At 74.2% G+C, this 13,829-nt stretch carries 11 protein-coding genes and 1 pseudogene; 10 read left to right on the plus strand and 2 right to left on the minus strand.

Going from position 1 to position 13,829, the window contains the following annotated elements; all coding sequences use genetic code 11:
- The first annotated feature begins 95 nt into the window (after positions 1 to 95).
- The 6 genes and pseudogenes from OOJ91_RS02020 (at position 96) to OOJ91_RS34535 (ending at position 6,526) form a co-directional block, all read left to right on the plus strand.
- Positions 96 to 326 (plus strand): hypothetical protein, encoded by a 231-nt coding sequence (locus OOJ91_RS02020; protein ID WP_007459573.1) that lies wholly within the window; start codon positions 96 to 98, stop codon positions 324 to 326.
- Positions 327 to 428: 102 nt separating this feature from the next.
- Positions 429 to 1,175 (plus strand): response regulator transcription factor, encoded by a 747-nt coding sequence (locus OOJ91_RS02025; protein ID WP_266241747.1) that lies wholly within the window; start codon positions 429 to 431, stop codon positions 1,173 to 1,175.
- Between the two features lie 43 nt (positions 1,176 to 1,218).
- Positions 1,219 to 2,688, plus strand: a complete 1,470-nt coding sequence (locus OOJ91_RS02030; RefSeq protein ID WP_266245228.1) for a sensor histidine kinase — start codon at positions 1,219 to 1,221, stop codon at positions 2,686 to 2,688.
- A 44-nt stretch (positions 2,689 to 2,732) separates the two neighbouring features.
- Positions 2,733 to 5,192: a glycosyltransferase family 39 protein gene (locus tag OOJ91_RS02035; RefSeq protein WP_266241749.1), complete on the plus strand. Its 2,460-nt coding sequence runs from the start codon at positions 2,733 to 2,735 to the stop codon at positions 5,190 to 5,192.
- Positions 5,189 to 5,995 (plus strand): annotated as a pseudogene (locus tag OOJ91_RS34530) (glycosyltransferase); the annotation flags it as partial. The gene OOJ91_RS02035 and the pseudogene OOJ91_RS34530, both read left to right, overlap by 4 nt.
- Positions 5,996 to 6,124: 129 nt before the next feature.
- Positions 6,125 to 6,526 (plus strand): GtrA family protein, encoded by a 402-nt coding sequence (locus OOJ91_RS34535; protein WP_439117044.1) that lies wholly within the window; start codon positions 6,125 to 6,127, stop codon positions 6,524 to 6,526.
- Positions 6,527 to 6,535: 9 nt separating this feature from the next.
- Here OOJ91_RS34535 and OOJ91_RS02045 read toward each other — a convergent pair whose 3' ends face one another.
- Positions 6,536 to 7,393: an arginase family protein gene (locus OOJ91_RS02045; protein WP_266241753.1), complete on the minus strand. Its 858-nt coding sequence runs from the start codon at positions 7,391 to 7,393 to the stop codon at positions 6,536 to 6,538.
- 180 nt (positions 7,394 to 7,573) lie between these two features.
- On the opposite strand from OOJ91_RS02045, the gene OOJ91_RS02050 reads away from it, so the two are divergent.
- The 4 genes from OOJ91_RS02050 to OOJ91_RS02065 all read left to right on the plus strand — a co-directional run bounded on the left by OOJ91_RS02050 (position 7,574) and on the right by OOJ91_RS02065 (position 12,649).
- Positions 7,574 to 7,723, plus strand: a complete 150-nt coding sequence (locus OOJ91_RS02050) for a hypothetical protein (protein WP_007459587.1) — start codon at positions 7,574 to 7,576, stop codon at positions 7,721 to 7,723.
- Between the two features lie 14 nt (positions 7,724 to 7,737).
- Entirely contained in the window at positions 7,738 to 9,168 is a 1,431-nt protein-coding gene (locus tag OOJ91_RS02055; RefSeq protein ID WP_266241759.1) for a class I SAM-dependent methyltransferase, read from the plus strand.
- On the plus strand, positions 9,161 to 11,176 hold the full coding sequence (locus OOJ91_RS02060) for a sulfatase-like hydrolase/transferase (RefSeq protein ID WP_266241761.1): 2,016 nt from the start codon (positions 9,161 to 9,163) through the stop codon (positions 11,174 to 11,176). The genes OOJ91_RS02055 and OOJ91_RS02060 overlap by 8 nt, the downstream gene beginning before the upstream one ends.
- Positions 11,177 to 11,365: 189 nt before the next feature.
- On the plus strand, positions 11,366 to 12,649 hold the full coding sequence (locus OOJ91_RS02065) for a citrate synthase (RefSeq protein ID WP_266241763.1): 1,284 nt from the start codon (positions 11,366 to 11,368) through the stop codon (positions 12,647 to 12,649).
- 244 nt (positions 12,650 to 12,893) lie between these two features.
- Here the strand turns inward: OOJ91_RS02065 and OOJ91_RS02070 are convergent, their stop codons facing one another.
- Entirely contained in the window at positions 12,894 to 13,538 is a 645-nt protein-coding gene (locus OOJ91_RS02070) for a maleylpyruvate isomerase N-terminal domain-containing protein (protein WP_266241765.1), read from the minus strand.
- Between the last annotated feature and the right edge of the window lie 291 nt (positions 13,539 to 13,829).

Here is a 13,829-nt window from a genome sequence, read left to right on the forward strand (position 1 = left end):
CGTACCTCGGCGCGATCCGGTGGCGGGTGCGGTAGCTTGCGAGCCAGGGCTGGGCGTACCGAGCGTGCCGGCACGGTCACCGGGGAGCCACCGCGATGAGCGAGGTCACCGTACGCTTCGTGGGCGGTCCCGCGGACGGCCTGGTCCGCGCGGTGCCGGCCGGCCCCGACGGTGCCCCGCCCCGGCGTTGGATCATGCGGCACCCGGACGGCACCGGCCCGACCCAGCCGGGCCCCGACCACCTCTACGAACGCGACCAGCCCGACGGCCTGGGCGGGTGGAGCATGCGTTTCGTGCGCACCGACGCGTACGGGGTGTCCGAGTGACCACGGGCGAGGGCTGACACGGTGGTCCGGCGGCCCGGCCGCACAGCTGGCACACAGGTGGGGCAGAGGCGTGACACAGCGGACCCGCCCACGATGGGGGGCATGGTCATCCAGGGGCAGACCGCGCCGGGCCGGATCGAGTTGCGTCGCCCCGACGGCGAACCGGTCCGGGTGCTTGTGGTCGACGACGAGGCGACACTCACCGACCTGCTGGCGATGGCGCTGCGCTACGAGGGTTGGCAGGTGCGCAGCGCCGGCAACGGCATGGCGGCGCTGAGCACCGCGCGGCAGTTCCAGCCGGACGCCGTCGTGCTCGACGTCATGCTGCCCGACCTGGACGGCTTCCAGGTGCTGCGCCGGCTGCGCGAGCACGCCCCCACCGTGCCTGTGCTGTTCCTGACCGCCCGCGACGCCGTCGAGGAGCGCATCGCCGGGCTGACCGTGGGCGGCGACGACTACGTGACCAAGCCGTTCAGCCTGGAGGAGGTGATCGCCCGGCTGCGCGCCCTGCTGCGCCGCTCCGGCTTCGCGGTCGCCGCCCAGGAGGAGGCGGTGCTGACAGTCGGCGACCTCAGCCTCGACGAGGACAGCCACGAGGTTCGCCGCGCCGGCCAGCTCGTCACGCTGACCGCTACCGAGTTCGAGCTGCTGCGCTACCTGATGCGCAACCCGCGCCGGGTCCTCAGCAAGGCGCAGATCCTCGACCGGGTGTGGAACTACGACTTCGGCGGCCAGGCCAACGTGGTGGAGCTGTACATCTCGTACCTGCGCAAGAAGATCGACGCCGGCCGTCCGCCGATGATCCACACGCTGCGCGGCGCGGGCTATGTCCTCAAACCCGCCGACTGACGTACGGCCGCGCCGCCGACCGCTGCGCACGGCCCGGCGGTGGCTGGCCGGCCGGTCGCTGCGGACCCGGCTGGTGCTCGCCCTGGTGACGCTGCTCGCCCTGGTCAGCGTCGCGATCGGCGGGCTCACCACTGTCGCCCTGCGGCACTTCCTCGTCGGCCAGGTCGACAGCCAGTTGACGATGGGCGACCGGCCGCGCGCCGACGTGCCGCCGTGGTTCCGCCAGGGCGGCGACCCCGGGTGGCCCGCCTCGCGACCGGGCGGCGTCGACCCGCCCCCGCCGGAGCCTCCGCGTGGCTTCCCGCCGGGCTCGCTCGCCGTACGCCTCGCCGACGGCGTCACCACGGCGACGAGGAGCACCGAGAGCGGCAGCCTCGCGGACGTCCCCGCCGCTGACGCCGCGCGGCTGGCCGCGCTGCCCACCGACGGCCGGCCGCGCACCGTCGCGCTCGACGACGGCGGTGACGTGCGGGCCGTGGCGCGGCGTCTCCCCGACGGGATGGTGCTGGCCGTGGCGATCCCGCTGTCGGGCGTGCAGGACACCGTCTGGGCGCTTGTCGCCGCGCAGGCCGGGGTGGCCGGCCTCGGGCTGCTCCTCGCCGGCGCGGCCGGCGCGCTCATCGTGCGCGCCACGCTGCGACCGCTGAACCGGGTGGCCGCCACCGCCACCCGGGTCACCGAGCTGCCGCTGGACCGCGGCGAGGTCGCGCTCGCCGTCCGGGTGCCGGCGGGCGACACCGACCCGCGCACCGAGGTCGGCCAGGTCGGCGCGGCGCTCAACCGCATGCTCGGCCACGTCGCGGACGCGCTGGCCGCACGGCAGGCAAGCGAGACACGGGTACGCCAGTTCGTCGCCGACGCCAGCCACGAGCTGCGCACCCCCCTCGCGGCGATCCGGGGGTACGCCGAGGTGGCCCGGCGCGGCCGCGACGAGGTCCCCGCCGACGTGGCACACGCGCTGCGCCGCGTCGAGTCGGAGAGCACCCGGATGACGAGCCTCGTCGACGACCTGCTGCTGCTGGCCCGGCTCGACGCCGGCCGGCCGCTCGCGGCGGACCCGGTCGACCTGTCCGCCCTCGTGGTGGACGCGGTGAGCGACGCCCACGTGGCCGGCCCCGAGCACCGCTGGCAGCTCGACCTGCCCGAGGTGGTCATCCGGGTCCCCGGCGACACCGCCCGCCTGCACCAGGTGGTGGCGAACCTCCTGGGCAACGCCCGCGTGCACACCCCGCCCGGCACGACCGTCACCACCACGCTCGCCGTCGAGGCGGACACCGCCGTGCTCACCGTCGCCGACGACGGGCCGGGGGTGCCGGCGGAGCTGCGACCCGAGATGTTCGAGCGGTTCGCCCGGGGCGACAGCTCCCGCTCCCGGGCACACGGCAGCACCGGCCTCGGCCTGGCGATCGTGGCGGCCGTGGTGGAGGCCCACCACGGCACTGTCGCCGTCGACAGCCGGCCGGGGCGGACCGTCTTCGTCGTCCGCCTGCCGAATCCCACAGCTGACGCATAGTCGGCGCACGGGGTCCCGCCAGCCCGGCCTCCGAGGCTGGCCGCATGGACACCACAGACACCCTGCCGACGACGCCCACACCCGAACCGCCGGCACCACCCGGGACCACCACGCGCCAGGCGGAACACTCGCCGCCGCAGGCCCGTCCACCGGCCTGGACCCGTCCCGCAGTGGTGGCGCTGCTCCTGGGCACCGGCCTGCTCTACCTCTGGGACCTGGGGGCCTCCGGCTGGGCCAACTCGTTCTACGCGGCCGCCGTGCAGGCCGGCTCGGTGAGCGGAAAGGCGTTCTTCTACGGCTCGTCGGACGCGGCCAACTCGATCACCGTCGACAAGACGCCCGCCTCGCTGTGGCTGATGGCCCTGTCGGTACGCGTCTTCGGGCTGAACAGCTGGGCGATGCTCGTCCCGCAGGCGCTCTGCGGGGTCGCGTCCGTCGGCGTGCTCTACGCGAGCGTCAAACGCTGGTACGGCCCGGTGGCCGGCCTGATCGCGGGCGCCGTCCTCGCCGTCACCCCGGTCGCGACGCTCATGTTCCGCTTCAACAACCCCGACGCGCTGCTCGTGCTGCTGCTGGTCGCCGGCGCGTACGCCACAGTGCGCGCGCTGGAGACGGCCAGCACCCGGTGGATCGTGCTGGCCGGCACGCTCGTCGGCCTCGGGTTCCTGACCAAGATGCTCCAGGCGTTCCTGCTGGTGCCGGTGTTCGCGGGCGTCTACCTGCTGGCCGCGCCCACCGGGCTGTGGCGGCGGGTGCGGCAACTGCTGCTGGCCGGCGTGGCGGTGGTGGTGTCCGCCGGCTGGTGGGTGGCAGTCGTCGAACTCGTCCCGGCCGGCGCCCGGCCGTACATCGGCGGGTCGCAGGGCAACAGCATCCTGGAACTGACCCTCGGCTACAACGGCCTCGGCCGGATCACCGGCGACGAGGTGGGCAGCGTCGGCGGCGGCGGGCGGATGGGCGGCGGCGGTGGTGGTGGCCCGTTCTCCGGGCAGACCGGGCTGTCGCGGATGTTCGACGGCGAGGTCGGCGGTCAGATCTCCTGGCTACTGCCGGCCGCGCTGATCCTGCTGGTCGCGGGTCTGCTGGTGGCCGGACGCGCCCCGCGTACCGACCGCACCCGGGCCGGCCTGCTGCTGTGGGGCGGCTGGCTGCTGGTCACCGGGCTGATCTTCAGCTTCATGTCCGGGATCTTCCACGCGTACTACACAGTGGCGCTCGCGCCGGCCGTGGGGGCGCTTGTCGGCATCGGCGGCACGCTGCTCTGGCGACAGCGCCACCTCGTCCCCGTGGCCGCGGCGTCGCTGCCGGCGAACGCGGCGTCGCCGCCGGCGGGTGCCGTTCCGCCGGACACGGCGTCGCCGCCGGCGGGTGCCGTTCCGCCGGACACGGCGTCGCTGCCGGCGGGTGCTGACGCTGTCGACGGGGCAGTGGTGGAATCGACGCCCGGCCGGTCCGACAAACCGGTCGTGGCGTCCCGGTGGCGGCGGTGGCGTCCGCTGGCCGCCACCGTGACGCTCGCCGCCACCCTCGCGGTCACCGTCTGGTGGGCGTGGGTGCTGCTCGGGCGCAGCCCCGACTGGTACCCGTGGCTGCGTACCGCCGTGCTTGTCGCCGGCCTGCTCGGCGCGGCCCTGCTCCTGCTGGCCGCCCGACTGCCCCGCTGGCTGGCGCCTGTGGCGCTTGGCGTCGGCGCGGCGGCGGCCCTCGCCGGGCCTGCGGCGTACGCCGCGCAGACCGCCGCGACCCCACACACCGGCTCGATCCCGAGCGCCGGCCCGGCAGTGGCGGGCGGTTTCGGCCGCGGTGGCTTCCCGGGCGGCCGCCCACCCGGCGGCATGGCATTCCCCGGCGGGGGCCAGTTCCCGGGCGGTGGCGGTCAGTTCCCGGGCGGTGGCCAGTTCCGCGGCGGGGGCCAGTTCCCCAGCGGGGGCCAGAATGGCGGTCAGGTGCAGGGCGGCACCGGCGACGGCCGCAACGGCGGTCAGGTTCCCGGCGGTCAGACCCCAGGCGGTCAGGTCCCCGGCTTCCCCGGTGGCGGCCAGAACAGCGGCCAGGCACCCGGCTTCCCCGGTGGCGGGCAGTTCCCCGGCTTTCCCGGTCGCGGGCAGGGCCGCGAGGCCGGCGGCGGCATGGGCGGGCTGCTCGACGCCCGGGAGCCCAGCGCGGCGCTGCGCGAGCTGCTGGAGCGCGACGCCGACCGCTACACCTGGGTCGCGGCCACCATCGGCTCGAACAACGCCTCCGGCTACCAGTTGGCCACCGGCGACCCGGTGATGCCGATCGGCGGGTTCAACGGCAGCGACCCGTCGCCGACGCTCGCGCAGTTCAAGCGCTACGTCGCCGACGCGAAGATCCACTACTTCGTGGGCGGTGGTGGCTTCCGCGCCAACGGCGGCAGCTCCGCATCGCAGGAGATCTCCGCCTGGGTCACGGAGACCTTTCCGGCGCAGACGGTGGACGGGGTCACCGTCTACGACCTGAGCACCGGCGCGGACGCGTCGTGACCGCGCTCAGCGGCCCCCGCGCCGCCGTGCGGACCCGGTCCAGCGGCGCGGGCGCGGTGCTGGACGTGGTGATCCCGGTCTACAACGAGGAGACCGACCTCGGGCCGTGCGTACGCCGGTTGCACGCGCATCTCACCGCGCACTTCCCGTACCCGTTCCGGATCACCGTGGCCGACAACGCCAGTGTGGACGGCACCCTGGCCGTGGCCGAGGCGCTCGCCGCCGAGCTGCCGGAGGTCGGCGTGCGGCACCTGGACGCCAAGGGGCGGGGGCGCGCGCTGTCCGCCGCGTGGTCCGCCTCGTCCGCGCCGGTGCTGGCGTACATGGATGTGGACCTGTCCACCGATCTGGCGGCGCTGCTGCCGCTCGTCGCGCCGCTGATCTCCGGCCACTCCGACCTGGCGATAGGAACCCGGCTGGCTCGTACGTCGCGGGTGGTGCGCGGCGCCAAGCGGGAGGTGATCTCCCGCGCGTACAACCTGCTGCTGCGCGGGGCGCTGGCAGCGCGCTTCTCCGACGCGCAGTGCGGGTTCAAGGCGATCCGCGCGGACGTTGCCGCCGGGCTCCTTCCGCACGTGCGCGACACCGGCTGGTTCTTCGACACCGAGCTGCTGGTGCTCGCCCAGCGGGCCGGGCTGCGCATCCACGAGGTGCCCGTGGACTGGGTCGACGACCCGGACAGCCGCGTCGACATCGTCGCCACCGCCCTGGCCGACCTGCGGGGGATGGGACGGCTCGGTCGGGCGCTGGTGACCGGCACACTCCCGCTGGCCGAGCTGCGCGCGCAACTCGGCCGCGCACCCCTGACCGCCGCGCCCGGGCAGTTCGGCACGGCGCGTCAGCTCGGCGGCGTGCAGCAGCTCGGCGAGGGGCCGCAGCTCGCCGGCGCGCGACAGCCTGGCGGGGTGCAGCTCGCCGCCCTGCCGGCGCAGGTGCCGGTCGGGCTGCCCCGGCAGCTCGTCCGGTTCGCGGCCGTCGGGGTGGCCAGCACGCTGGCGTACCTGCTGCTGTTCGTGGCCACCCGGGGCGTGCTCGGCGCACAGCCGGCGAACCTGCTGGCCCTGCTGGTGACGGCGGTGGCGAACACGGCCGCGAACCGGCGGTTGACGTTCGGCATCACCGGCAGCCGGCACGCCGGTCGGCATCATGCGCAGGGGTTGCTGGCGTTCGCGCTCGGCCTGGCGCTGACGAGCGGGGCGCTGGCGGTCCTGCACGCCGTCACCGCCGCCCCCGCCCGGCCGGTGGAGCTGGCGGTGCTGGTGGCCGCGAACCTGACCGCGACGGTGCTGCGCTTCGTGCTGCTGCGCCTCGGCATGCACCACCGACGCGGCTGACGACCCGGGTCAGCCGGCCAGTACGTCCGCGAGGACCTCGACGACGCGCCGCGCGTGGCGCCCGTCGGGGTCCTCGTCGGCGTTGAGGTCGGTCACGCTCATGCCGAGCAGCCGGTCGGCGCGCACCAGAGGGGTGACCAGCGCGCTCAGGTCGGGCCAGCGCAGCCCGTCCGGCTCGGGGTAGGTCACCGCCGGCAGGTCGCGCGGATCCACCGCGTCCAGGTCGAGGTGCAGCCAGGCCGGCCCGTCGCCGTCGGCAGCCAGGCCCGCCCCGACCGCACCCGCGCCCCGGCGTAGCAGCTCGGCGGCGGGCACCTGGTGGATCGCCGGGTCGATCCGGGCCACCTCGACCCGACCGTCGTCGTCGGACGACGGGCGGTGCCCGAGCAGGTGGACCCGGCCGGGGTCGAGCAGGGCCTCGTCGACGCCGATCGCGGCGGCCGGGCCGTGCCCGGTGACCACCGAGAGGTCCATGTCGGCGGCCTCACCGGTCGGCGAGGTCGCGCCGTCGAGGAAGTCGGGATGGGCGTCGACGAACCACAGGTCGGTCGTGCGCGGCAGGCCCCGGCAGATGCCGGGCAGGATCGCGCAGTCCCCGCCCAGCACGAGCGGCCGACGGCCGACGGCGATCAGCGCCGCGACCCGGTTGGTGATTGCCGCGCCGGCCCGGACCAGCCCGGCCGCGCCGATCACCCCGCTCGCCGGGTCGCGGGCCGGGTCGCGCAACAGCGCCTCGTCCACCTGCCCGTCGTCGTCCGCGCCGAGCGCGTCGAGCAGGCCGGCGCGGCGCAGGGCAGCCGGGGCCCGCTCCTCGCCGCGGCCGGCGCCGGAGGAGTCCAGTGGCGCGTCCACGACTGTCCACCGCACCTTCGCAGCGTACCGACGCCTACCGCTTTCTGTGGCGAGGCTGGGAGTCCACGGATGTGGCCGCGACACCGCTGACGAGCAGCGTACGGTGATGGACAAGTCCGGCTTTCTGGGTTAAAAGCCTCACCGCTACCTTCCCGGGACGCCGGTGTCGAGACGGGCGAGGGGAAGGAGCGGTCGGTGATCCATCTGGCCTACCTGGACGCGGGATCCGGCAGCCTGATCGTGCAGGCCGTCGTCGGCGGGGTGGCCGGCGCCGCGGTCGCCGCCAAGCTCTACTGGCGGCGGCTCGTCGACCGGTTCCGCAGGCAACCCACCGACCAGCGGTAGCGGACGCCGCGACCATGACGACCTCACCCACCGGCGTACGCCCCGAACCCGCCTCCTTCCGCGACCCCGCCAACCGGGTGTTCCACGTCGGCGACGAGGTGCTGCGCGGGTTGAACGCCCAGGCCGCCGAGCACTGGCGGACCCTCGCGGCCAGCCCGTTCTTTCCCACGCTCGTCTCGGCCGGCAAGGTCTGCGCCACCGAGGACGCCCCGCCCACGTTGGTGCCCGCCACGGCCGGCACGCCGTGGGCGGCGGTGCTGCGCCACGAGCGCATCCCGTTCGTCTCCCATCCGTACGAGTGGTCCTTCGGCATGCTGCGCGACGCCGCGCTGCTGCACCTGGAGATCCTGCGTACCGCCCTCGCCGACGGCTTCACCACCAAGGACGGCTCCGCCTACAACCTGCAGTGGCGTGGCGCGAAGCCGGTCTTCATCGACATCGGCTCCTTCGAGCCGATCCGCGACGGCGAACCGTGGGCCGGCTACCGGCAGTTCTGCCAGACCGTGCTCTATCCGTTGCTGCTCACCGCCCACCTGGGCGTGGACTTCCAGCCCTGGCTGCGCGCCCAGGTCGACGGCATCGAGGCCGACCAGCTGCGCCCCCTCTTCGGCGGCACCCGGCGACTGCGTCCCGGCGTCCTGACCCACCTGCACCTGCACGGCGCGATGCAGCAGCGTAACGCCGCCGCCAGCACCAGCGACGTGAAGGCCCAACTGCGCGCCGCCGGCTACTCCCGGGACCTGCAGGCGGCCACCGTACGCGGCATCGAGAAGCTCGTCCGCCGGCTGGAGCACCGCCCGTCGGGCAGCCACTGGTCGGACTACCAGCGCACCTGCGGCTACTCGGCGCGCGACCGGGTCGCCAAGGAGCAGTTCGTGGTCACCGCGGTGGCCGCCGCCGCCCGTCCGCGCCTGGTGCTCGACCTGGGCGCCAACGACGGCAGGTACGCCCGACTGGCCGCCGGGCACGCCGACTACGTGGTCGCCGTCGAGCAGGACCCGGCAGTGGTCGACGAGCTGTACCGGGCGCTGCGCTCCGAGGGGCAGCAGCGGATCCTGCCGCTCGTCGTCGACCTGGCCGACCCGTCGCCCGGTGGCGGCTGGCGCGGCGTCGAGCGCGCCGGCTTCGCGCAGCGGGCGTCGGCGGACGTCGTGCTCGCCCTGGCCCTGGTGCACCACCTCGCGATCGGCCGCAACGTGCCACTGCCGGAGGTCGTCGACTGGCTGGCCGGGCTGACCGCGCCCGGCGGCGCCGTGGTGGTGGAGTTCGTGCACCCGGACGACCCGATGGCCACCCGACTGCTGGCCAACAAGCCCGAGGGCCTCTTCCCGGACTACCGGCGTGACACCTTCGAACGGATCATCGAGGCCCGGGGCCGCATCACCGACCGGCTGGAACTGCCCTCGGGCACCCGCACGCTCTACCGGGCGGTGATGGGTGGCTGAACCGCCCGTCACCTGTCGTTGGGAGCGGGGCTGGCGCGGCGAGGTGGGCCGGCTGCTGGAGGTCGTGGCGCTTGTCGGGCTTGTCGTCACCCAGCCGCTGCTGGACGTGCTCGGCCGCAGCCCCGACTTCTTCCTCTTCCACCGCGCCGACCGCGGGCAGATCCTGCTGCTGCTCGCCCTGGTGGCCCTCGCGCCGACCGTGCCCGTGGCGCTGCTCGGCGCGCTCAGTCGACTTGCCGGCCGCACCGCCCGCGCGCTCACCCACACGGCGCTTGTCGGGCTGCTGCTCGCCGCCCTCGCCGTGCAGGTGGGCCGGCACACGACGCCGCTTCGGGGCGTACCCCTGCTGGTGCTTGCCGGTCTGGCCGGGCTGGGCGGCGCGGCCGCGCACCGGCGGTGGCGGTCGCCGGGCCGGGCGCTGCGACTGGCCGCCGCCGGCCCGGTGGCCTTCGTGGCGCTGTTCCTGTTCGTGTCGCCCACCTCGGCGGTCGTGCTGCCACGCGGCGACGGCGGAGCGGTCGGCACCGCGCAGGGCACGGCCGTGCACCCGCCGGTGGTCATGCTGATCCTCGACGAGCTGCCGCTTGTCAGCCTGCTCGGCGGCGACGGCCAGATCGACGCGGCCCGGTTCCCGCACTTCGCCGAGCTGGCCGGCGGCTCGACCTGGTACCGCAACGCCACAGGGGTCAGCGGCTGGACGCCCAACGCGCTGCCGGCGATGCTCACCGGCCGCTACCCGGCGCGGTCGGTCGCGCCGCACTACTCGCAGTACCCGGACAACCTGTTCACGGCCTTCGGCGGCCTCTACGACATCCAGGCCCAGGAGAGCATCACCCGGCTCTGCCCACCCAGCCGGTGCGAGCAGCCGGTCGCGCCGGAGCGGGGCCTCGGCGTGCTGGTCCGGCAGACCGGCAAGCTGCTCGGGCAGGTCGCCGGGCCGACGAACACCCGCGTCGACCCGGAGGACTCCTACCGGGAGCAGACCCGCGTCGAGGCCGGCCTGGACGCCGCCGAGCCGGTCCCGGCCGACCCGAAGTTCCGCTGGGACAGCCTCGACGACAACCAGCCGGCCCGGTTCACCAGCTTCCTGGCCGGGCTGAAGCCGCAACCCCGACCCACCCTGCACTTCCTGCACCTGCTGATGCCGCACTCCCCGTGGGCGTACCTGCCGTCCGGCGCCCGCTACGACGCCCCCGAGGACCTGCCCAACGACGGCGCCGGCTGGGTCGAGCTGGCCCGCCAGCGGCACCTCGCCCAACTCGGCTACACCGACCGGCTGATCGGCGAGACCCTGCGGACGCTGCGGGCCAGCGGCCTCTACGACCAGGCCCTCGTCGTCGTCACCGCCGACCACGGGGTGAGCTTCCACCCGGGCGCGCAGGGCCGGGGCATGGACGCCATCACGGCAGCCGCCGGCGAGGTCGCCTGGGTGCCGATGTTCGTCAAGGAGCCGGGGCAACAGACCGGCCGGGTGGACGACCGCAACTGGGAACACGTCGACCTGCTGCCCACCGTCGCCGACTCCGCGGGCATCCGCCTGCCCTGGCACGTCGACGGCCGCTCCGCCCGGCAGGCCCCCCGCACCGACGCCACGAAACACTTCTACGACACCCCCGGGCAGGCGGTGACCTTCCCCGGCGGCGTGCCCACCCCGCCGCCACTGCCGACACCGCACCCGCTGGTGGGCACCGAGGTCCGCGCCGGCCCGACCGGGGGCAGCGCCCAGGTCGCCGACCTGGCCGCCTTCCGGTCGACCGACCCGGACACCGGCACCCTCCCGGCGCTGGTCTGGGGTGACGTGCCGGACGCCGTACCGGACGGCACGCTGCTCGCCGTCGCCGTCAACGGTCGGATCGGCGCGGTGGTCCCGGTGGTGCCGAGCGATCCGGGCGGGCGCCGCTTCGCCGCGCTGCTCACCGACGACCGGCTGTTCCGCGCCGGGACGAACCAGCTCGACGTCTACCAGGTCGCGGCGGACGGTACGCTACGACGCCTCACGTTGTCCTGATCTTCCGGCCTCCCGGCGGGGTTTCTTCGGCTCCCGCCTGGCGGGACGGCGGGTTTCCCGGCTTCCCGGTCGGGAATCGGGTGACGCATACCTCACCGCCGAACCACGGCGGGCGGTGTCCCCCGAGCCGCAATTACGGTAGAAGCGAAGGCAATTCAACGTAGATCTGCCGGCGAAGCGAGGAACCACATGACGGAAGTCAAGCTCGATCACCCCGGTGGGCAGCTGTCGATGCCGGTCCATTCCGCGGTCGAGGGCCCCGCTGGCATCGGGGTGAGCAAGCTGCTGAAGGAAACCGGGATGACGACGTACGACCCCGGTTTCGTCAACACCGCGGCTGCCTCATCCGCGATCACCTACATCGACGGCGACGCGGGGATCCTGCGTTACCGGGGATACCCGATCGAGCAGCTGGCCGAGAAGTCCTCCTTCCTGGAGGTCTCCTACCTGCTCATCTACGGTGAGCTGCCCACCGAGCAGCAGCTGACCGAGTTCACCGAGTGGATCCGGCGGCACTCGCTGCTGCACGAGGAGATGCGCCGCTTCTTCGAGGGCTTCCCCCGGGACGCCCACCCGATGGCGGTGCTGTCGTCTGCGGTGAGCGCCCTGTCGACCTTCTACCAGGACAGCCTGGACCCGTTCGACTCCGAGCACGTGGAGATCTCCACGGTCCGGCTCATGGCGAAGGTCCCCACCATCGCCTCGTACGCGTACAAGAAGTCCATCGGGCAGCCGCTGCTCTACCCGGACAACTCCCTCGGGTACGTGGACAACCTGCTGCGCATGACGTTCGGTGTGCCGGCGGAGCCGTACGAGGTCGACCCGGTGATGTCGAAGGTGCTGGACATGCTCTTCGTCCTGCACGCCGACCACGAGCAGAACTGCTCCACGTCGACCGTCCGGCTCGTCGGCTCCAGCAACGCCAACCTGTTCGCCTCGGTCTCCGCAGGCGTGAACGCCCTGTTCGGCCCGCTGCACGGCGGCGCCAACCAGGCGGTGCTGGAGATGCTCCAGAAGATCCACGCCGGCGACGGCGACGTCCGCTCCTTCGTCCGCAAGGTCAAGGACAAGGAGGACGGCGTCAAGCTGATGGGCTTCGGCCACCGGGTCTACAAGAACTACGACCCGCGGGCGGCGATCGTCAAGAAGGCCGCGCAGGACGTGCTGGGCCGCATGGCCAAGCCGGACCCGCTGCTGGACATCGCCATGGAGCTGGAGGAGATCGCGCTCGCCGACGACTTCTTCGTCTCCCGCCGGCTCTACCCGAACGTGGACTTCTACACCGGCCTGATCTACAAGGCCATGGGCTTCCCCACGAAGATGTTCACGGTGCTGTTCGCGCTCGGCCGGCTGCCCGGCTGGATCGCCCAGTGGCGCGAGATGATCAGCGACCCGGAGACCAAGATCGGCCGTCCGCGGCAGGTCTACGTCGGTGCCCCCGAGCGGGACTACGTCCCCTTCGCCGAGCGCTGACCTCGCTCGTCCGCTCGTCCGCTCGACCCGCAGGCCGCCGACCCGATCCGGGCCGGCGGCCTGCGGCGTTTCAGCGGCGGGGCGGCGGGGTCGGGTGGGCTGATCGGGCGATGATCGACTCGACATCGCCGATGTCGCGGTATCCGCGCCGCCGGGACACCGCGACATCGGCGACATTGTGTCGATCAAGGGGGCATCCCAGTGCGTGGACTGATCCGGCCCGGCCCGCGCGGCGTCGGGGCTTTTAGAAGGCGGAGATGTCCTGGGCTCGTTCGCTGCGGCTCAACGCGCTGATCAACGCCGCCTGGCCGTGCCGGCGGACGGCCAGGCGGACCAGCAGGTCGCGTACGGGGTCGAAGACCTCCGGCGGGAACACAGGCGTGGGCACGCCGACGCTCACCGCGAGGTCGTCGGAGTGCACGACGATCTCCAGTTGGCGCGTGAGCAGGAAGTCGGCGCGGCGCAGGGACCAGCCCTGCCACGGGATCGGCACGACGTCGAGGGCGGCGCTCCGCGACAGCAGGTCGGTGACCTGCGCGAGCGCGTCGGCCGAGCGGGCGTGCAGGTCGGCCGGCCCGTGTGCGGCGTCGGCCTCGTCCGGGCCGTCGGCGACCGCCTCGGCGGCCGGGGTGCCCTCGGTGACCCAGGCGGCCCGCTCGTAGTGGCTGTCCGCCGACTCCAACGTGGGCAGGTCGGCGGGTGTCGGCAGCAGCTCCGCCGCCCGTACGGCCTGCCGCCCGAGGTGGCACGCCAGCGCGCCCACGGACAGGTGCGGCAGGGCGCTCGGGTTCGACCACTGCGCGGACACCTCGGGGCGCCGGATCAGGTCCAGCGCGATGGAGGCGGCGAGCGGAAACGCGGAGTCGAGGGCATCGACAGGACGAGACATCAGCACATTCTGACAGGCCCGACCGGCCCACGCCGGATCCGCTCGGCCTGGCGGCCGGCGCTGGGCGCAGGCCCGGCCGGCCCGCGCCGGACGCGCTCGGCCTGGCGGCCGGCGCTGGGCGCAGGCCCGGCCGGCCCGCGCCGGACGCGCTCGGCCTGGCGGCCGGCGCTGGGCGGCGAAGCGCGGTCACCGCTGCGCGTGATCGACTCGGCTTCCAGGAAGTTGCGGTATCCCCGGCACCGGGACACCCCGACTTCAAGGAACCCCGAGTCGATCAAGCGCAAGCGGGCC

Origin of the sequence: Micromonospora lupini (assembly GCF_026342015.1) — a bacterium.
Lineage (GTDB): Bacteria > Actinomycetota > Actinomycetes > Mycobacteriales > Micromonosporaceae > Micromonospora > Micromonospora lupini_B.

Excerpts from the sequence above, each read along its gene's own strand:
- OOJ91_RS02020 (WP_007459573.1), top strand. The coding sequence starts at position 96 with ATGAGCGAGGTCACCGTACGCTTCGTGGGCGGTCCCGCGGACGGCCTG.
- OOJ91_RS02025 (WP_266241747.1), top strand. The coding sequence starts at position 429 with ATGGTCATCCAGGGGCAGACCGCGCCGGGCCGGATCGAGTTGCGTCGC.
- OOJ91_RS02035 (WP_266241749.1), top strand. The coding sequence starts at position 2,733 with ATGGACACCACAGACACCCTGCCGACGACGCCCACACCCGAACCGCCG.
- OOJ91_RS02055 (WP_266241759.1), top strand. The coding sequence starts at position 7,738 with ATGACGACCTCACCCACCGGCGTACGCCCCGAACCCGCCTCCTTCCGC.
- OOJ91_RS02065 (WP_266241763.1), top strand. The coding sequence starts at position 11,366 with ATGACGGAAGTCAAGCTCGATCACCCCGGTGGGCAGCTGTCGATGCCG.
- OOJ91_RS02070 (WP_266241765.1), bottom strand. The coding sequence starts at position 13,538 with ATGTCTCGTCCTGTCGATGCCCTCGACTCCGCGTTTCCGCTCGCCGCC.